Origin of the sequence: Bacillus cereus group sp. MG9 (assembly GCF_040459995.1) — a bacterium.
Lineage (GTDB): Bacteria > Bacillota > Bacilli > Bacillales > Bacillaceae_G > Bacillus_A > Bacillus_A mycoides.
The window spans coordinates 108778-127566 of sequence record NZ_JARVHC010000004.1 but is presented as its reverse complement, the minus strand read 5'-3'; the positions used below and the strand labels follow the sequence as shown (position 1 = coordinate 127566).

Below are 18789 nucleotides of genomic sequence, written 5' to 3'. Positions count from 1 at the left end.
TCTTTATTTTATAACATTTAAAGGAAAGTGGGATAGAAAATGGAAATATCATTTATGGCTGGAATGACGAACCCTGTATTGGTATGCGTATAGAAACTAACCCCGACCTGGCTTCTATATGCCCAATACCGCACTACGTATTTTGGCATGAACGTAGAACCTTATGTATCTACTGTTTGTATGGTTTATCGCTTCTTTAGAATGTCAAAATGGGATATTCCTCACGATCACTAGCGCAAACAGATTTTTGATACAATGCATTTCCAATGGTCACAGATATGAGTTTTACGTACGCACTCTTCTAACGATAATCGTATACCTAACCCCTCTAGTGACCGTTTCAAGGGAGGCACGCATATATATTGAAAGCCGTATATCATCCTTCTACATCATTACTGAAAGGAAGATATACGCAATATATATCTAAATTGTCAAAGAGCAACTTACGTTGTGCTATGTTCTCAGCACACTTCAAAATCGCTTTTTTTATTTACACTTTTGTTTTACTGCTACTAATTCCGCTTGTTTATGTTTCCTTTTTGCGATCAAGTTTTGATGTTCGTCTCTAACCGAGCGCACTTGATAATAAATTTGAGCTACATTTTCAATTCTTCCTGTGTTATTTTCAATTGCGATGGTGCCTTTCAGTTCGTATGTTTTTCCATCAAAAGTTTTAACACTATGAGCTTGTGATGCGGCAATATCATAAAATGTGAGTCTTTGTTCTTTTCCCATATGAACGCCTCCTATTTTTGATAAAGAAGGGAGAAAAACACTTCTCCCTTGTATAGTTTTCTAGCCATCTAGATAGGATGAAATAGTGAACGAGTGCTTGATATCATGCTAGGATTGTTGTGTTATACGAGGTTATGATGCGTTGTGCTGCCTCTTTTCCGTATATGTGCTGTAATGCGGATTGAGATTCAACTACGATTGAATGCTGAATGTGTATGTTGCGCTTTCTTTTAAAAACTGCTCCATATGAGGGATTGGGTACAAATCATATTGATGAAATACCAGGTGAATCGGTCTTATATTCTTCCATTCTGTTAGATACTGAAGAAAATTTGATAATGCTTCTCCTCTCTCTTGATACGTACTTGTTTCCGTTTCTATTCTGATATACACAACTGATTTTTGTTTTACATCCACTTCAAGCGTTTCATAACCAGTTAGCAAATCATGTTTGATGATGTGATATCCTTGTTTTTGTTTTTCATGATGTGTATCTTCAAAAAAGATTCCTTTCGGATCAAAAATGAAAATAAAATCATCATTTGTTTCTTTCACACCTTCTATGACCGATTTATAAGCCCCAAATCGAGCTTTTATCACACCTGCAACCTTTTCCCCTTCATTCATCTCTTTCAACGCTCTAATCACCTTTGTATACTTCTTAGCTACGCCTAACATGTATTGCACTCCTTCCTATTTCATTTTCCTCTTCTGACTACTACTGAAACCAAAAATACTCTTTTTGTTCCTCTTGCTTTTCACGTTGATGTTTTTCAAGAATGTATAGCAAAGTGATAGCTATCGCATCCCTTGTTTCTTTTGAATAAAGACCAAGCTCATGGAAGATATGATAAGCTGGATGCTCATTCTCAAGCGAATGTACTACTTCTACCAAGTTCGCTTCACTTTCATATATTTTTTCAGTGAACTCAATAACTTTTTTCACATCTAGGTAATATAGGTTTTTATGTCGTTGATCCAGATACAAAATACTTCCTGCCAATAATTTTGTAGCGGATTCTATCCAATAATCATGTTGCTTTAATGGTTTCATTACAGTTTGAGCGATTGAAATTGCTTGCATCAATTCTTCAGGCAACCAAGCACTCTTGCGATGCATAACGTCTTCCCCAAGCTTCCCTATTTTTTTCGTTTTACCGACGTTGATTTCTGACATCTCATTTCATCTCCCTCTCGGTTTCTTATATCTTGCTCCCTATCAAAAAAACAACTGTCCAAATGGGAATTACGAGTATACATGCATTACGAAATCCAATAGCAAAGCCTAACGGATTTTCATCTACATCACTAAAATGAACTTCATATTCTTTCATATCACGATTGAGCTTTCTTACGGTTTCTTACTGCAAATACAGCTCCAATTAAGCCAAGTACGATACATGCAAGACCGATCCATTTTATGTATGGATTTTCGGCTTTACCGCCTGTTGTCGGAAGATACGTTTCAATTTTCTTTGGCGTTTGTTCTAGTTGTGGTTTCATAATAATCTGTTGTGGTTTCTCTAGTTGTGGGATGACAGGGTTTTCGGTTACTTTTGGTTGTTCCGGTATCTGTGGTTGTGGTGGTGTGGTATTTGTGGTTGTTCTGGCTGTTCTGGTTGCGGTGTCTCTGGTGCAAATGCTTCTTCGAACAATTTTAATCTGAATTTTCAGGTTAAAAAAAATAAAAAATAACATTAAAATTGTACCTTTTATAGATTGTTCATTTACAATATAAATGTATAATTATTTTTTATGAAAATAATTCATTCCAACTTAGCTCGATAATATGTTGCAAAAAAAAGGGTTTCAACTGGTTCTCCAAAAAAATCCGAAATGCTTTTTGCCCGACTAGAAATTAAACCCTTTCTACCCGATTCAACATCATACAAAGTACTAACTGGGATTTTTGAACCTTTTGAAACCTCATTAATTGTATAACCTTTTAATTCACGAAATTCTCTTAAAGCTGTCAAAATTCTCACCCCCCTTATTTACAGTTTATTCGTCTTTGAGCCTAAAGTCAACACTCAAAGTTCATATTTTTAACACTTTTAGTGTATTTTTTAGAAAACCTTATTTTACTATGCAAAATTGCGAAATTGGAGTGATAATTAAAATGACAATCGATGAAAATATTGTTGGGAAAAACATAAAAAAATTAAGAGCTATAAAAGGAGTAAGCCGAAAAGAAATGGCTGAAGATTTAAATGCTACATATAGAACTGTATCTAGCTGGGAAACTGGAGAAAAAAAACCACGCTTAAATAAATTAGAGGAAATTGCTAATTATTTAAATGTCAGTGTACCTTCTTTATTAAAAAATGAAATTCCGGATGAAGACCTCTTAAAAAGTATTAAAGGCGAAGATCCAGTTGAACGTTTAGCCAGACTACTCTATGAACGATACATGAGTGTACCAGATAAACATAAACCTCGTATTGAAGAAGAATTATTAAAATATGCTAGCCAATTAAAAAAGCAAGTTGAACAAGAAGAATAGGAGAACCTCATTCCAGAGACTCTCCTATTCCTCTTGTTCGTAACTCGCACATAACTCCATAATTTCACTAAAAGTTTGTAAATCAATCGTTTTCACAATCTCTACTAATTCATTTACACTTAATCCCATTCTCTCCATTGCTGCCCCTCCATTTTTTATTTTTATATTGTGAAAAGTAACACAAAAATTTCATAATTCCACATGTAGATATTTATAAAACAGTTTATAAAATCACAAAAGACACCGTTCAAAACGATGTCTTTTGTAAAAATATAAAGTTTAATAAAAAACAAAAAAATTATCCACCGCCACCAGGATCAACCATCATTCTATAAAGCTCATACTGTTTCCCGAAATCTTTAGCTTGTTGGGAGTACTGTTGTGTTTCCATTTTACCTAGTGAACTATTCACTACGGGTAATAACAGTATAGCGGCTACTATTAATACGTATATCTTTTTCACCATTTCCTCACCATCCCTTGACAACTATATTATACTTTCTAAATATCGATTATATATTGCTTCAGCAAATTTTACGTACAAAAAATCATTATTTGCTTTAAACATATCAATAGATTGCTCAATTAAATGTATATCTTTTTTAGCCATTCCTAGATAACATGTTTGAAGTGGAGTTAACATGTTCTTTTTTAATCTAATTTCTTCTAGTATATTTATCGCTTGTTGATATTTTCCTTTTTTGATTAAAAATAAAGCATACTCAGCCGGATGTAATTTATCAAAATCTATTTTATTTAGATCTTTCCACCAAAAGATTCTAATGAAGTTAATATCATTTAGAGCTATATTGTATTTCAAACTACCTTTAGCACCCTTCAATACATTTAACGCTTCTTGAAAGAAGTATAAAGATTTTTTATAATCAGAAAACATAAGGTTTTCTCCACTCCTAATATTCAGCAAAGCTTCCATGACAGGGAAGAAATTTATATCCTTATGTGTTCTTAATTCTCCATTTTCCCTTACAAATTTTAAAGAATTATTTTTCCTTAATATTGAATAACTCCATAGTTCTTTTACCCAAAATCCGTATAAACTCTTTAAATAAATATTGGTTACTACTTTATCATCCATTATATTATTCTCAACTCTCGACTTATAACCTTCCATTAGTCCAAAATCCCCTAGATCACAAAGGATTAACATACTCAGTATATCGCAAAAAATTTCTACATCCGCATTTGAATTTCTAGCTTTTTGGATATCCAAGTACACTTCTCTGACATTTTTCCCTTTCAAGCGGTCGATATATAAATTAAAAATATCTGCAAACCTTCTCATTTCGAAATCCTTGCTCTCTTCACATATTTTAGAGAGATATTCCATTAATAATACGTGATCGTTCAAATGAGCAAGTGCAAATGCAACCTTCACATTTATGTGTAATCTATCGTCTAAGGTACCTAAATAATCAATTATTTTTTGTTCTTGTTTATCTTTATCATATGCAAAAATGACATAGGTAATTTTCGAAAAAGTATATACAGATATTTCTTTGTTCTTATTAATCCAATTAGAAATTGTAGATTTAGCAACCCCAATTTCTTTTGCAAGATCAGTATATGTCCTATTTTTAGATGATAAATAATCATCAATTTCTTTGGCTAATTTCTTCATGTATTTTCACCTCGTCTTTTTTCACGAATATTCAGAAATGTACATATAAGTAAGAAAATTATACCACATTACCCAGAAACAAATGTTTGCTCAAATTTTAACTGAATTTTCTGTTTTTTTAATGTAAAAATATGAAAAGTACTCCGATTTTTGTACCTAATCTTTAAATATGAACTTAGGGTGTTGATATTATTCACATACAATTGTAAAATAAAAATAACTTATCTATGCACGAAAGTTTTTTAGAAAACAAAAAATAAAACCCCACCGCCCAGTTTTTAATTGGCTTCTAGTTTGGCGACCGGAACCAATTAAAAACTCCTAAGATAGGGTTTTAATTCACACTATAAATATATGTGTTTTTCTTTAGTATCATACTTGATATTAAAATTATATCATAATGCATATACAATGTGAATATAAAACCTCTGTTTTTTCTTTTTATTTGCGGTGGGAAAAATAGGAGGTTTTTTCAGTGTTGTTGCAAAACTTTTTGCTTAGTCGAGCAAAAGCGGAACTAAGTCCCCACATCCATCACTTATCCAAAACTCCTGGGGCTATTAATCAATCAATTAAGAAAGTTATTACTTACATTGATAATATTGTCCTAGAATATGAGGATGTTACTACAAAGGATTACCTCACAAAACGTAAATATGAAGCTTTAGAAACAGTTTTATCATACTTAGTACAAGAAGGATATTCCCAAGTTAAACAAGATCGTATCAGTAAAAAATCAGGGATTTCAAAGCCTATTATTAACTATGTGTTAAATTGGCTTCAAGATTTGGGTGTATGCCAACAGATTAAAGTACGAAGACATGGTAAGATTGCCCCGTCTGTTTACATTTTAGCCTTACATAACAATTATTTAAAAATCATCGAATACTTCAAGGTAAAGTGGGCTGTAGTAATTAATGTTTGTTCTACTTTCACTAAATTTTTAAAGAGCAAGATTAGTAAAAATTCTGATGTAACAGATCTTGAAGATATACAAAAAAATATTTTAAAACCTTCACCTTCCCTAGATCTTTTCAGCATTGAAGAACACTCAAAACCTGCTGTGGATAATGAGGGAATAGAGAAAAAGAATAGATTACAAGACTTAAATGATTATTTGAGTGACGATCAGAAAAAAGCGTATTACTACATTTTGAGTCAAGAACTAACATACCTATCTGAAAATGATGCGTACACAATTGTTTTAAGATTGCCACCGGATATTGATCGCTACACAAGATGGGATTTCGAAGAATGTGTACAATGGTTCCAATTTCATAAAGCTAATAATAGTAATCCCGCACATTTCATAAAAATGTTTGTTCAAAAATCTAAACAGAATCAAGAACGTAGAAAGCGTGATACCCAAAAGAAAAATTCCCTCTTGGTTACAAACAATAATAGTAAATTTCTTTTTTATAATTTTTTAGAAGAGAACAATTAATTTTAAAAAACACGACAAATAGCCTTGCTGAAAAAAATCATATACAGTAAGGCTATTTGTCGTGTCCTCTTATAGCTATTCTATAACCTTATTATTTATCAATACAAAAACCGTACCATTTCCTATGAACCGTTATTATTTCCCTTGTATTTCTACTATTAAAATTACGCTCATTAAGTTTTGAATATTGAATTTTTTACTGAAGGATTAACTTAGAAATTTACTAAGAAGAAATCAACGATAGCTTGCTACAGTTAGCGTAGAGGACCAAAAATTAATTCTAATGTTTTTATTTTCTTTAATTTTTAAAACAAGATTTATTATAGTACTTTATTTTTTTTGTGATTTTTTAGGGAAGCTTAGCATATTTTCAACATACAAAGGGAATCATGTACGTTTGGTACATGATTCCCTAGTTGCTTTATTTAATTTGGCCTAAATTATTTTTTAAATAATCGAGTAAACCATGATTTTTCTTGTTGAGTGGATGCAACTAACTTCTTAGTTTCTTGTATTTCTCGAATTACTTCTAATAACTGTTGATCTCTGTTATTTATTTTCCCATCAATATTCTTTTGTTGTTCATCAACCTTATTCAGTAGCGCTTGATTAGTTTGTTCTAAATTGTCTATGCGTTTTAAAAGTTCCATATTCATAGCTTTTTGCTCTTGAAAATATATAGAAACCTCTTTCATACTCTCATACATCGTCTGAATAATTGGTTTCGTTATTTCGTTGTCTTCATCACTTTCCTCTACTACAATATAATCTACATTTTGTTTTAACATCTGTTCTATTATTTCTGGTGGCTCTTGTGCATCTTTCATATTAGCAATTAATTTAAAAAGCTCTAATGCTTCCTGTTCATATCTCAGCGTTCGCCCCTTCGTCCCAGCAACGGTTGGTAAGTATGGTTTGAATTGATCCCGCCAGGCCTGAAGGGTTGTCCGTGGCTTCCCAAGCATCCTTGCTATATCTGCAAGGGAATATGTTTTCTTATAAGGTTCTTCCCTATCCATTCCATCATCCTCCCCTCATCGTTATTTGTTGTTAGCAATGTCCGACATGTTGTCATTGCATTGTTATTGATTATCATCCATGTCGGTCATGTTGTCATTGCATTGTTATTCGTCATCATTTATGTCGGTCATGTTGTTGCTTTACTATTATTCATCATCATTTATGCCGGTCACGTTGTTATTTTTCTGTTATTCATCATCATTTATGTCCGACATGTCGGCGTCTAACTGTTATGTGTTTAATTCGTTTGAAAGAAGGTATTTCCTTGTTTATTTTGAATTTTTTAAGTGTATAGGTTAATCAAATAATAAGTACGATTCAAATCGCATTTATTATTTAAAGTGTTCTTATTTTTGATTAAATGCGCTAAAGCATAATCATAAGTAGCACTTAAGTCGTACTTAATGTATAAAGGGGGAATTAAAAATGAAAATTGGAAGAAAAGTAGCGGATTTCGGAAATAGTTTCAATAATTTCATGATGGATGGTTATTATATTGAACTTGCAACGAATGTAGTTAAAATTTCAAAGAAACAAGCTGAGGATTTACTTGTTGATCGTATTTCTAGACCAGAAGATTTACTGGATAGATTACTAATTTCCACTGAAATCGAAGGTGAAGAATCTTTCTATTTAGTTGGGCAATTAGCTGAAGATAATCAGTTAGCAAACTCACATGTAAATAAGATGCACGATAAAATAAATAGTCCTATCCCATACGTATGCTTTTTAGGAGCACTTGCATATTATCATGCCCTTAATGCTGATCAAGAAGATAATGAAATTGAAATTGAACACATGAGTATGATGCTTCCAATTTGGCTTTTAAAGCGCGAAGATAAATTTAGCATTGCCCATAAAAAAATGGAAGAAAGATTTAACGGTGAACATAAAGTTAAAGTGTTAACACCAGGAATGGAGAAAGAACTAACTATTACAGTCCATTCAGCAAAATGTAGAAATGAATCAGAAGTTGCTAGACATTCTTTAAAATATAAAATGGTTTCAAAAGATCAGAATACAAGTGTAATTAGTATTGAAAAGCGCTATGAATCTGAGAGATTCGATGACTATGAAGTAGTTTTAACTGACATTGGTGGCGGTTCTACAGATGCTGTGCGATTAGGTAAAGGGCTTACCACACCTAAGCACAGAGATTCTTTCCAAGTTATCGATATTGAGCCATTCTTGGGATACCTAGAACGCTTTAGAAAAGAAAAATTGATTCAATACTTTAAGGATCTAAGAACATTAGAGAAATTTATAGTTAATAAATATAAAGTACAAAAGTATGTACTATCGAATGAAAATACTGGTGAAGAATATGATTTTACAAATGAAATTGTAGAGGCACTGAAAGAATATGCAAGAATTTTAGTTGCTAAAATTCTTGATGTATTCATCCCATCTAGTACGAATACAGTATTGAAATTCATTTATATCGGAGGCGAAGCACCCGTTTTAGAACCATACATCCGTCTCGCTTTATTGAATCATATGTCTGAAATGGCTGCTAAAAACAATCACTTCTTCTTGAACGATATTATTCAAAATAGCGAAAAAGAAGTATTTGCTCCAACTTCACGTACAATTAATCTAGCTGCATTAGAATTAAAAGTAATTGATGAGATGAAGGGACAGTTAGCCTAAAATAAAGGGACGTGCTGATAATGGCTAAAAATAGAAAAATGGCATTACATGCTGATAATATGCCTGAAGATGTATATAGGATCCTTAATGAAAAAGCTAATGGTAGACAATTAACAGCATTTGTTGTTGAACTGGTACAAAATGAAAAACGTTATGAGCAACTACTGCAGAAATTAGATAATGTAGAACAGAGATTAAATCTTTTAAATACAGTTGAAAATAAATTGGATCTTTTACTTACTAATGGATTTGTTCCCGCACAAAGACAAGAAGATTTAAAAACAGAGGAGCCCATATTGCAAGAAGGTAAAATTATTAACGCTAGGGTAGTACTTGGTGGGATTTCTGAAGAAGATAACGAAGAGCTTGATTTCTAACTAGTAAAGAAGACCTTTAGGTATAATCCTAAGGTCTTTTTATATTTATGTGACCTAAATTCTGTTGAATTGAACTACCCTCCACTTAACACTCTTATGGGTTGTTTGAAGTGGTGGATTAGCCTACTAGGATAATCCCGTAGTTCCTACGGTTAATACGAAATTCGTACGGTATCACAATCTTATTTTGGCTTTTTGACATCTAGAAATAGACCTGTTTTTGGTAGCACGAATCCCACTGACATAAGTCATCTTTCCCCTTTAGAGATGGAAGTGTCAAAATGAAGTAGTCCTGATATCACGGCTATAATCTTCTTTATAATATAAGTATATCCCTATATCCCTATTTCTATAATTAGATATTTCCCTATGCCTCTACTTTTATTATTAAAAATGGGGGTATAAGGGGAGCCTTTGAACAAATTAATGATTTCACTGTATGTACCACATATCATTACTATAATCTTCTTTATAATATAGATATATCCCTATTTCTATAATTAGATATTTCCCTACGCCTCTACTTTTATTATTAAGGATCTGTTAAAGGTAAATGTTGATATTTGAAACCTATCCGAAATCTTAGTATAATTGTATAAGAACAAACATTCGGGAGGTGTTAAGGTTGAGCAAAGCGTTCAGTAATCTATTGAAACATATTGGCAATTTGTCACACACAGAGAAAGAGCAAGTGTTTCAATGGGTAAAACGCTATGTTGAACCTTCTTCCTCTGTCGGTGGTCGTCTAATCAATGAAATGAGAGAAACTCGTTTCAAGGAAGGGTTTGAATGTCCTCATTGTGCATCCGAACACGTTGTTCGTTTCGGTAAACACAATAATCGCCAACGCTATCGTTGTAAATGTTGTAGTAAGACATTCACTGATACAACGAATACTGTTCTTTACCGTACTCGAAAAGGAAACGAATGGATTACATTTGTTGATTGTATGTTTAAAGGATATTCCTTGCGAAAGTCCGCTGAAATCGTGGGGGTTACATGGGTTACACTTTTTTATTGGAGACATAAATTGTTAAGTGCGTTAAAACAATTGGATTTTGAGAAATTTGAAGGTAGCGTTGAAGTTGACGAGACCTATTTCCTATACTCTCAAAAGGGTCAACGTGGTATTTCAGAACGCAAACCTCGTAGGCGTGGTGGAAAATCTAAACACAGAGGTATCAGCCACGAACAAGTTTGTGTTCTTGTTGCCAGAGACCGTACCAAAGCGACTGTCTCCAAGATTGCTTGTATGGGGCGAGTTGTGAAAACAAAAGTTGATAGTATGATTGGTTCTAAATTAACATCGGATAATGTACTTGTTACAGATGCTTGGAGAGCCTACAAAACGTATGCAAAAGAAAAAGGAATAGAGCATTACAGAATTAAATCAAACGATGGTAAGCACGTTATTAAAGGCTTGTACCATATCCAGAATGTAAATGGTCTCCATTCTCGTATGAAACAATGGATAGACCGTTTTAAAGGTGTGGCTACAAAATATTTAGACAACTACCTTGCGTGGTTCTTGTTTATAGATAGCAAAAGTAACGAAAGCACAAAACACAACATTAAAGAGTTCTTACTCACATCATTTGTATTTGAAATGACTGATACTTATGATAGTTTGCGTCTGTCAAAATTCAGTGTATAAACGAACGAATTAAGAAAAGGGTGAAATATTGGATAACTCGAAATGGATATCTTTAAGTAATGTTAATGATGAGGAGGAAATTTGGGCAGGGGCAAGAGTTAGGTTGTACAATGTTGGTATGAATAGAGAAGACAAAGAAAATGATTTCTACGAATACATTATTTCTTATATCTACGACAACGATAACTACTTACAACTAACTAATTTAACAACAGGAAAAGCAGGTTATATTATTTGTGTCATTGAAAAAGAATTGCCGAATAATTATGCTTTGGGCAAAACATTAAAGCAAAGAATGGGCTTAGAAAATACCTATTTTAGATTTGAATATGAATAATCAACAACTAAGGGAAGCACCAACTCTAAGGTGTCTTCCCATATTTAATACTTTTTATCAACATTCAACATTAACAGAGCCATTATTAAAAATGGGGGTATAAGGGGAGCCTTTGAAAATTAATGATTCCATTGTATGTACCACATACCACTACTATAATCTTTCTTACAATATAGATATATCCCTATTTCTATAATTAGATATTTCCCTACGCCTCTACTTTTATTATTAAAAATGGGGGTATAAGGGGAGCCTTTGAAAATTAATGATTCCATTGTATGTACCACATACCACTACTATAATCTTTCTTGCAATATAGATATATCCCTATTTCTATAATTAGATATTTCCCTATACCTCTGCTTTTGTTATTAAAAATGGGGGGAAGGAGAGCCTTTGAAAATTAATGATTCCATTGTATGTACCACATACCACTACTATAATCTTTCTTACAATATAGATATATCCCTATTTCTATAATTAGATATTTCCCTATTCCTCTGCTTTTGTTATTAAAAATAGGGGGAAGGAGAGCCTTTGAAAATTAATGATTCCATTGTATGTACCACATACCACTACTATAATCTTTCTTACAATATAGATATATCCCTATTTCTATAATTAGATATTTCCCTATGCCTCTGCTTTTATTATTAAAAATAGGGGAAGGGGAGCCTTTGAAAATTAATGATTCCATTGTATGTACCACATATCACTACTGTAGTCTTCTTTACAATATAGATATATCCCTACCTCCGCTATCAAAAATATTGCAGTAGGCCATGGTCATCAAGTTACGCTTATGCAACGTCAATGATAGGAATGGGCGGGCTTTTTTAAATGGTAATATCAATTCTCTCGTTTTGGGATATTTGCTTTTCTTAGCTTGATGAGCATGAGATATAGGGATATAAGGACTTTTTCAAAAAATGAATGGAGTGGTATAAATGACAGATTCTATTGCATGTACCACATATCACTGCTATAATTTTCTTTATAACATAGAAATATCCCTATTTCTATAATTAGATATTTCCCTATATTTCTAATCTTTTCACTAAAATATAGAAATAGGGAAATCTTCCAGAAAATAAATGGAGTGGTATAAATGGCTATTACAATTACTGTTGGGAATTACAAAGGCGGCGTTGGTAAAACTACTAATGCTGTATTAAACTCTTATGAATTCGCAAAAAAGGGGAAAAGAACTTTACTCGTTGACCTTGATCCACAGAGTAATGCAACAAAATCTCTTATGTTAACAAAATCTATCCTTAATCCTGACGAAAAGGTAGCTTTAACTAAAACATTGATGAAAGGAATTCAAGAGGGGAATTTAGATGGATTAGAAGTTGAAATAATGGAAAATTTACATTTAATTCCTTCTTATGTTGATTTTCAAGATTTCGCAAAATTTCTATATAAATCGTGTTTTTCGGAAGAAGAGGAAGATTTCTACTTTAAGGAATTGCTTGAGAAAATAAAACATAAATACGATTACATATTTATCGATGTTCCACCTATGTCGATTGAAGTTACAAAAAATGCAGTTGTAGCTTCTGATTATGTTCTTATAACTCTACAAACACAAGAACGTTCTCTTACAGGTGCAGAAAACTACATTAACCAACTAATAAAATTAAAAGAGCAATATAATCTTGCTATTGAAGTTGTAGGTATTCTTCCAGTTCTATTAAAAAATAATGGTAAAGTGGATGAATACATTATGGAAAATGCTCGTGAAATTTTTGGTGAAGAAAACCTATTTAAAAATATCGTTCCACAGATGGAACGTATTAAAAGGTTTGATGTTAACGGTATTACTGAAAATGATAGACATGATTTAAATGTAATAGAACTATACGAAAAAATTAGTGATGAATTATTATCTCGTATCAATGTTTTTGAAAGTATGAAGGTTGGTGTATAACATGGCAAGAACTCCTGGATTATTAGGCCGAAAAAAGAGCAATTTTGACCCAACAGATCCTTATATCCCAAACGAGGATTCAGTTGTAACAAAAAGTGGCGAAGATACTCCTACTTTTCCACCTAAAAATGAACAAGAACAAGTAAATCAGCAGGAACAAAAGAAGGAGCAAACACCAGAGAAAAAGAAATTTAAAAACCAACAAGGTAGTATTAAAATTTCTAGTCAATCTAAGGAAGAGCTTGAAGCACTAATGAAACTTACTAATACGAAATATGCTCATGAAATAATAGATTTACTTATACATCATTATGTAGAAAATCAATTAACTCCCGAACAGAAAAGGAAATTTAAATTATTAACAGAGATTTAGAAATATAGAAATATCCCTACATGGAAATAGGGATATTTCTATATTTTTTGTTTTTGAAAAATAGCCTCACCAGAACTTCCTCCACAACCTTTCCTTCTCTCACCCCACTGCAACATCCTTATGTAAATTGATAATAAAGTTATTTAATTTCGATATAAAAATATAGCAAGGCTCTTATATTTTTTTATAGTAAAACTCTTTAAAGTTGTTTAATTCATGTTGAACTAAAGTACCCGTTACTCTATTTAGTTAGATAAGTAATTTATTAGAAAAATTATTAATTGCCTGAATAGCTAATTCCAACACTTTTATCTATTCAAGATCAGAAATATCATTTTAGTTTCATTTTCATTGTAGTCTATCGTTTTTGACATCAATGATTTAAGCACTATCCGTTAATTTTATAGTTCTATTACGTATATCACATATCATCCCTGTGCTCTTCTCCCGCAGTATAGAAATATCCCTATTTCTATATATCCCTGATTTTTTTATCAAAAATAGCGAAGATACTCCTGTTTCTTCACCTGAAAACGAGTAAAGACAAGTGAATGTATGGAATTTTAACGAATTCCCCGAAAGAATTCTCCTTCCTCAAGTGTGTGAAGGGCGTAGCCCAACGGTAGGTGGGAGATGAATTTCGGTTTGGCGTAGCCAAAAGGCTTTGTTTTTTATTTTGCCTCTGATAAAATCAGTCTTATAAAGCATAAAGGTTGGTATATAAATGAAATTAGATAGCAATAATCATTCAGTGTTCTTGTTATATTATCATCTTGTGTTGGTCGTAAAATACAGAAGAAATGTGTTTGATGATGATATGTCAGACTATGCAAAAGACATGTTTGTCAGGTTATCCGAGAATTACAACATAACACTGGTAGAGTGGAATCATGATGTAGACCATGTTCATATTTTGTTCAGGGCACATCCGAATACAGAAATGACAAAATTTATTAATGCTTATAAAAGTGCAAGTTCTCGACTAATCAAGAGAGACTTTCCACAAGTGAAAAAGAAACTTTGGAAAGAAATGTTTTGGTCAAGAAGTTTTTGCTTACTAACTACTGGTGGTTCGCCAATAGACGTAGTAAAGAAATATATTGAAAATCAAGGTGAAAAGTGAGGTGAAATGATATGACAAAGCATAATAAAGCCTATAAATTCCGTTTGTATCCAACAGAAGAACAAGCATATCTTATGCGTAAAACCTTCGGTTGTGTACGTTTCGTGTATAACAGAATGTTAGCTGAACGGAAAGAAGTGTACGAAAAATACAAAGATGATAAGGAACAACTAAAGAAACAAAAGTTTCCAACTCCAGCGAAATACAAAGTAGAATTTGAGTGGTTAAAAGAAGTTGATTCATTAGCTTTGGCAAATGCTCAACTAAACTTGCAAACTGCCTATAAGAATTTCTTTAGTGGTCAAAATGAGTTCCCAACATTCAAAAGTAAAAAAGACAGAAAGTCTTATACAACGAATGTAGTAAACGGAAATATTATGTTGCTTAATGGTCATATCAAATTGCCAAAACTGAAAATGGTACGTATCAAACAACATAGAGAGATACCACAAGATTATATGATCAAGTCATGTACAATTTCTATGACACCTACTGGTAAATACTATGTGTCCATCTTGACTGAATACGAAAAAGAGATTGTACAAAAAGAAGTAGAAACAGTTGTTGGGTTAGACTTTGCGATGGATGGATTATACGTTAGTTCTGAGGATGAGAAAGCCAATTATCCTAAGTTCTATCGTAACATGTTGGACCAATTAGTAAAGGCACAACGAGTATTAGCAAGGCGCAATAAAGGTTCTGAACGGTGGAATAAACAACGTATTCGTGTAGCTAAGTTACATGAGAAAATAGCAAACCAACGTAAGAATTTCCTTCATCATAAGTCTAAAAAGTTAGCTGCTAATTTTGATGTTGTAGCTATTGAAGACCTAAACATGAAAGGTATGTCGCAAGCACTTCATTTTGGAAAAAGTGTCGCTGATAATGGTTGGGGTATGTTCACTTCTTTCTTAGCTTATAAACTACACGAACAAGGCAAACAACTTGTGAAAATAGATAAATGGTTTCCTTCCACAAAAACATGTAGCAATTGTGGAATTGTGAAAGATATATCATTGTCTAAACGAGTATATTCTTGTATATGTGGTGTAAATATCGATAGAGATTATAACGCAGCTATCAATATCAAAAATGAAGCAATACGTCTATTAGCGTTAGCATAAATAGCAATAAAATAACCTTTGGAACAAGGGAGTTAGCTCGGCTGTCTAAGGACTAATTCGTTAGCTATCAAAAGTAACGACTAACCGAGAAGCCCCCACTTCAGACAGTCCGTTAGGTCGTTAAGTGGCGGGTAGTTCACTTTACAGAAATGAAGGTATAGGAGAGGGCTTTTGATAAGTTACTGGCATAATATACATTACTGATTCTATTTTATATACCACATAACACTACTCTAATCTCCTTTTTAATATAGAAATATCCCTATTTCTATAAGTGGATATTTCTATATCTTGTTGCTTTTGTTACAGAAATGAAGGTATAGGAGAGGACTTTGGATAAGTTGCTGGAATAATATACATTACTGATTCTATTTTATATACCACATAACACTACTCTAATCTCCTTTTTAATATAGAAATATCCCTATTTCTATAAGTGGAAATTTCTATATCCTGTTGCTTTTGTTACAGAAATAAAGGTATAGGAGAGCGCTTTGGATAAGTTACTGGCATAATATACATTACTGATTCTATTGCATATACCACATAACACTACTCTAATCTCCTTTTTAATATAGAAATATCCCTATTTCTATAAGTGGATATCTCTATATCCTGTTGCTTTTGTTACAGAAATAAAGGTATAGGAGGGCGCTTTGGATAAGTTACTGGCATAATATACATTACTGATTCTATTGCATATACCACATAACACTACTCTAATCTCCTTTTTAATATAGAAATATCCCTATTTCTATAAGTGGATATCTCTATATCCTGTTGCTTTTGTTACAGAAATAAAGGTATAGGAGGGCGCTTTGGATAAGTTACTGAAATAATATACATTACTGATTCTATTGCATATACCACATAGCACTACTCTAATCTCCTTTTCAATATAGAAATATCCCTATTTCTTAATAGGGATATTTCTATATTGATTAGTGTATTTTAAAACAGGCAAATTCAATAACTACATTAAAAAGAATGCTATTTCTAGGACTCTTTTTAATACTAATTTTTAGCTTTAACTTACATTTTATCGATAATCATTTGTCTTTTATACCATTGATTCAATTTGCTTCTCGCCGTACTAGAGAGACGTTTTGTTTTTTTATTATAGAATCTAGAAAGAGTAGGCTGCGATATACCTATCTCTATTGAAAGTTCTCGCATAGTTATATTCTTTTTCATATGCATAAACTCTATTTTCTCTCTGATTACTTGTTCATTTTCATTCGTATCTAATGGTTTTTCTACAATTTTTATTGGCTGACTTTCCTCATGTATTGTATCAATTGTTTTCTTTTTCGCTAAGTTTTCCATTGAACTAATTAGTTCTTTGGGTGGCAATATTACTATTCCTAACTGTGAATAATAGTTTTTAAACCAATTCTTCTTTGTCAGTTTTTCTTCTTCTAAACCATTATGATATTCCCAATGAGAAATTACTTCTTCTTTTTCTAAATCACTAAGAACATTTTCTAATTGTTCGCGGATACGATTAGGTTTTTGTTTCTGGTTTATAGCCATAACTGCTAACAAACCTTTATCTCCACCTATAGAATAAGGTCTTTGTAAGCTAGAAAACATTTGACGGATTCTCCATTGCCATGTCAAATATCGAATTAATCTTTTATGATATTTGTGTCTATAACTATTATATTCAAGTGCCTTTTTTGATAATAGTGCAGTAGTACTATTAGATCCATATAGATATCCGGATAAGAAACTTCCCGGTTTGATTCGGCACGATTCTATCCCCATGTATTCGTTTGTGTTTTTATCTCTCCATAGAACTACGGAATCTAATACAAATAGTCTTTTAATTACCTCGCGTTTTACTTCATAATGCTTACCTGTTTCAGCGCGATCATTTAATACGACTACTTCGTTGTCATCATTTAGATATATAAAAATACTCGCTAGGGCCGCAATCCGCTTCGCAACTTTAATTTTATCTTCTACCCTATAATATTCGACACCATTTGCCTTAGCCTTTGAAATACTGCACATTTCTAAAACTTGTTCATATGAAAAATCAATAAATTCATCAGGCGATTTTGCTTCATTCAACCATTGAATCGTGATGGTATCTAAACAATCTGCAGTTAGATCATCCATGTTACTCATTACACCATCTACTAATGTATTCCATCTTGCTGTCTCTTCAATATTCGTTAACTTTAGATCTTCATCTTTATGAGAGGAAAGCTGTGCCACTCCATTACTATCCTTTGTTTCAATAGGATAAGATTTCAACCGTGTTTTTTCATCTTCTTCAAATTGATTTTTAGCTATTCCATCTCTTAACTTATAATAGACCGCGGAGTTATTTACTTCTAAATAGTTTTCATTCAATATGTTCGCATCTGATTCACTTGTTGCTGTATGCACTTTATTACTAACTGTCTGATTTTTACGAAACTCTTGTTCAATAAAGACACCTATTGTCTCATCGATGATTAATCTGTAATCATCTATATTTCTATATATATCTAGAGGAGAAACACCTTTTCTTTGTTGTTGCTCTAGCCACTGTACAAGCATTGAAAATGACGGAGAAAGGTATTCTGAAGTCACAATTTTACTTTGATCTGCTTCAACCTCAACATAATAGGAAACCCATTTATGCCACAATTGTTCATCTTGTTTATACAATTGTTCCGTTATTGATAGTGCATCTCTAAACAATTGTAGAACGTCTTCCATATAAATTCGGCTCCTTATATACATTTATTATTGATCTGAACTTGAAAATAATTAGCTATATGATGTTCCTTTTTATAAAACTAGAAACGAAGTCGGAATATTCTATTCTTTCATTTCGCTGTTAACATGTTAAGGGCTCTATTTTGCATACTTATAGCCCACTCTTTG

General features: G+C 32.3%; 18 protein-coding genes and 2 pseudogenes. 11 read left to right on the top strand and 9 right to left on the bottom strand.

What is annotated here, in order from left to right:
* Nucleotides 1-486: 486 nt before the first annotated feature.
* The 5 genes and pseudogenes from QCI77_RS30430 to QCI77_RS30410 all read right to left on the bottom strand — a co-directional run bounded on the left by QCI77_RS30430 (nucleotide 487) and on the right by QCI77_RS30410 (nucleotide 2711).
* Entirely contained in the window at nucleotides 487-735 is a 249-nt protein-coding gene (locus QCI77_RS30430) for a hypothetical protein (RefSeq protein WP_353826127.1), read from the bottom strand.
* A gap of 103 nt (nucleotides 736-838) precedes the next feature.
* Nucleotides 839-1413: pseudogene (locus tag QCI77_RS30425) on the bottom strand (hypothetical protein).
* Between the two features lie 40 nt (nucleotides 1414-1453).
* Nucleotides 1454-1912: a type IV secretory system conjugative DNA transfer family protein gene (locus QCI77_RS30420; RefSeq protein WP_353826126.1), complete on the bottom strand. Its 459-nt coding sequence runs from the start codon at nucleotides 1910-1912 to the stop codon at nucleotides 1454-1456.
* A gap of 158 nt (nucleotides 1913-2070) precedes the next feature.
* Nucleotides 2071-2369, bottom strand: a pseudogene (locus QCI77_RS30415) (LPXTG cell wall anchor domain-containing protein); the annotation flags it as partial.
* A 132-nt stretch (nucleotides 2370-2501) separates the two neighbouring features.
* The gene (locus QCI77_RS30410) at nucleotides 2502-2711 is read right to left on the bottom strand and encodes a helix-turn-helix domain-containing protein (RefSeq protein ID WP_353826125.1); all 210 of its coding nucleotides are present in this window, start codon (nucleotides 2709-2711) and stop codon (nucleotides 2502-2504) included.
* 143 nt (nucleotides 2712-2854) lie between these two features.
* Here QCI77_RS30410 and QCI77_RS30405 point away from each other — a divergent pair, with 143 nt between their 5' ends.
* Nucleotides 2855-3238 (top strand): helix-turn-helix domain-containing protein, encoded by a 384-nt coding sequence (locus tag QCI77_RS30405; RefSeq protein ID WP_353826124.1) that lies wholly within the window; start codon nucleotides 2855-2857, stop codon nucleotides 3236-3238.
* Nucleotides 3239-3536: 298 nt separating this feature from the next.
* On the opposite strand, the gene QCI77_RS30400 is transcribed toward QCI77_RS30405, so the two are convergent.
* Complete coding sequence (locus QCI77_RS30400) at nucleotides 3537-3704, bottom strand: hypothetical protein (RefSeq protein ID WP_165497921.1); 168 nt, start codon at nucleotides 3702-3704, stop codon at nucleotides 3537-3539.
* Between the two features lie 21 nt (nucleotides 3705-3725).
* A complete protein-coding gene (locus QCI77_RS30395; protein WP_353826123.1) occupies nucleotides 3726-4877 on the bottom strand; it encodes an AimR family lysis-lysogeny pheromone receptor in 1152 nt (383 codons plus the stop codon).
* Nucleotides 4878-5352: 475 nt separating this feature from the next.
* On the opposite strand from QCI77_RS30395, the gene QCI77_RS30390 reads away from it, so the two are divergent.
* A complete protein-coding gene (locus QCI77_RS30390) occupies nucleotides 5353-6321 on the top strand; it encodes a Replicase RepFR55 (RefSeq protein ID WP_353826122.1) in 969 nt (322 codons plus the stop codon).
* A 440-nt stretch (nucleotides 6322-6761) separates the two neighbouring features.
* Here QCI77_RS30390 and QCI77_RS30385 read toward each other — a convergent pair whose 3' ends face one another.
* The gene (locus QCI77_RS30385) at nucleotides 6762-7340 is read right to left on the bottom strand and encodes a DUF3967 domain-containing protein (RefSeq protein WP_353826120.1); all 579 of its coding nucleotides are present in this window, start codon (nucleotides 7338-7340) and stop codon (nucleotides 6762-6764) included.
* Between the two features lie 66 nt (nucleotides 7341-7406).
* Between QCI77_RS30385 and QCI77_RS30380 the strand changes: the two genes are divergently transcribed.
* The 9 genes from QCI77_RS30380 to QCI77_RS30340 all read left to right on the top strand — a co-directional run bounded on the left by QCI77_RS30380 (nucleotide 7407) and on the right by QCI77_RS30340 (nucleotide 15909).
* Entirely contained in the window at nucleotides 7407-7568 is a 162-nt protein-coding gene (locus QCI77_RS30380) for a hypothetical protein (protein ID WP_353826119.1), read from the top strand.
* Nucleotides 7569-7767: 199 nt separating this feature from the next.
* Complete coding sequence (locus QCI77_RS30375; protein ID WP_353826118.1) at nucleotides 7768-8991, top strand: Alp7A family actin-like protein; 1224 nt, start codon at nucleotides 7768-7770, stop codon at nucleotides 8989-8991.
* 20 nt (nucleotides 8992-9011) lie between these two features.
* Nucleotides 9012-9368 carry a hypothetical protein gene (locus tag QCI77_RS30370; protein WP_353826117.1) on the top strand — a complete coding sequence of 119 codons (357 nt, stop codon included), beginning with the start codon at nucleotides 9012-9014 and terminating at the stop codon, nucleotides 9366-9368.
* A 625-nt stretch (nucleotides 9369-9993) separates the two neighbouring features.
* Nucleotides 9994-11022: an IS1595-like element ISBwe1 family transposase gene (locus QCI77_RS30365; protein WP_353826116.1), complete on the top strand. Its 1029-nt coding sequence runs from the start codon at nucleotides 9994-9996 to the stop codon at nucleotides 11020-11022.
* Nucleotides 11023-11068: 46 nt separating this feature from the next.
* The gene (locus QCI77_RS30360) at nucleotides 11069-11359 is read left to right on the top strand and encodes a hypothetical protein (protein WP_040963219.1); all 291 of its coding nucleotides are present in this window, start codon (nucleotides 11069-11071) and stop codon (nucleotides 11357-11359) included.
* Nucleotides 11360-12467: 1108 nt separating this feature from the next.
* Nucleotides 12468-13289, top strand: coding sequence for a ParA family protein (locus QCI77_RS30355; RefSeq protein ID WP_353826115.1), 822 nt, complete (start codon nucleotides 12468-12470; stop codon nucleotides 13287-13289).
* Nucleotide 13290: 1 nt separating this feature from the next.
* A complete protein-coding gene (locus tag QCI77_RS30350) occupies nucleotides 13291-13662 on the top strand; it encodes a hypothetical protein (protein WP_353826114.1) in 372 nt (123 codons plus the stop codon).
* Between the two features lie 724 nt (nucleotides 13663-14386).
* Entirely contained in the window at nucleotides 14387-14785 is a 399-nt protein-coding gene (gene tnpA / locus QCI77_RS30345; protein WP_353826113.1) for an IS200/IS605 family transposase, read from the top strand.
* Between the two features lie 11 nt (nucleotides 14786-14796).
* Nucleotides 14797-15909, top strand: a complete 1113-nt coding sequence (locus QCI77_RS30340) for an RNA-guided endonuclease TnpB family protein (RefSeq protein WP_353826112.1) — start codon at nucleotides 14797-14799, stop codon at nucleotides 15907-15909.
* Nucleotides 15910-16941: 1032 nt separating this feature from the next.
* On the opposite strand, the gene QCI77_RS30335 is transcribed toward QCI77_RS30340, so the two are convergent.
* Entirely contained in the window at nucleotides 16942-18621 is a 1680-nt protein-coding gene (locus tag QCI77_RS30335; protein ID WP_193649033.1) for a helix-turn-helix domain-containing protein, read from the bottom strand.
* Nucleotides 18622-18789 lie beyond the last annotated feature (168 nt).

Bases quoted from the DNA above. Each gene is read 5' to 3' on its own strand.
- QCI77_RS30405 (WP_353826124.1), top strand. From the start codon at position 2,855: ATGACAATCGATGAAAATATTGTTGGGAAAAACATAAAAAAATTAAGA.
- QCI77_RS30400 (WP_165497921.1), bottom strand. From the start codon at position 3,704: ATGGTGAAAAAGATATACGTATTAATAGTAGCCGCTATACTGTTATTA.
- QCI77_RS30335 (WP_193649033.1), bottom strand. From the start codon at position 18,621: ATGGAAGACGTTCTACAATTGTTTAGAGATGCACTATCAATAACGGAA.
- QCI77_RS30385 (WP_353826120.1), bottom strand. From the start codon at position 7,340: ATGGATAGGGAAGAACCTTATAAGAAAACATATTCCCTTGCAGATATA.
- tnpA (WP_353826113.1), top strand. From the start codon at position 14,387: ATGAAATTAGATAGCAATAATCATTCAGTGTTCTTGTTATATTATCAT.
- QCI77_RS30370 (WP_353826117.1), top strand. From the start codon at position 9,012: ATGGCTAAAAATAGAAAAATGGCATTACATGCTGATAATATGCCTGAA.
- QCI77_RS30340 (WP_353826112.1), top strand. From the start codon at position 14,797: ATGACAAAGCATAATAAAGCCTATAAATTCCGTTTGTATCCAACAGAA.
- QCI77_RS30430 (WP_353826127.1), bottom strand. From the start codon at position 735: ATGGGAAAAGAACAAAGACTCACATTTTATGATATTGCCGCATCACAA.
- QCI77_RS30350 (WP_353826114.1), top strand. From the start codon at position 13,291: ATGGCAAGAACTCCTGGATTATTAGGCCGAAAAAAGAGCAATTTTGAC.
- QCI77_RS30395 (WP_353826123.1), bottom strand. From the start codon at position 4,877: ATGAAGAAATTAGCCAAAGAAATTGATGATTATTTATCATCTAAAAAT.
- QCI77_RS30375 (WP_353826118.1), top strand. From the start codon at position 7,768: ATGAAAATTGGAAGAAAAGTAGCGGATTTCGGAAATAGTTTCAATAAT.
- QCI77_RS30420 (WP_353826126.1), bottom strand. From the start codon at position 1,912: ATGTCAGAAATCAACGTCGGTAAAACGAAAAAAATAGGGAAGCTTGGG.
- QCI77_RS30355 (WP_353826115.1), top strand. From the start codon at position 12,468: ATGGCTATTACAATTACTGTTGGGAATTACAAAGGCGGCGTTGGTAAA.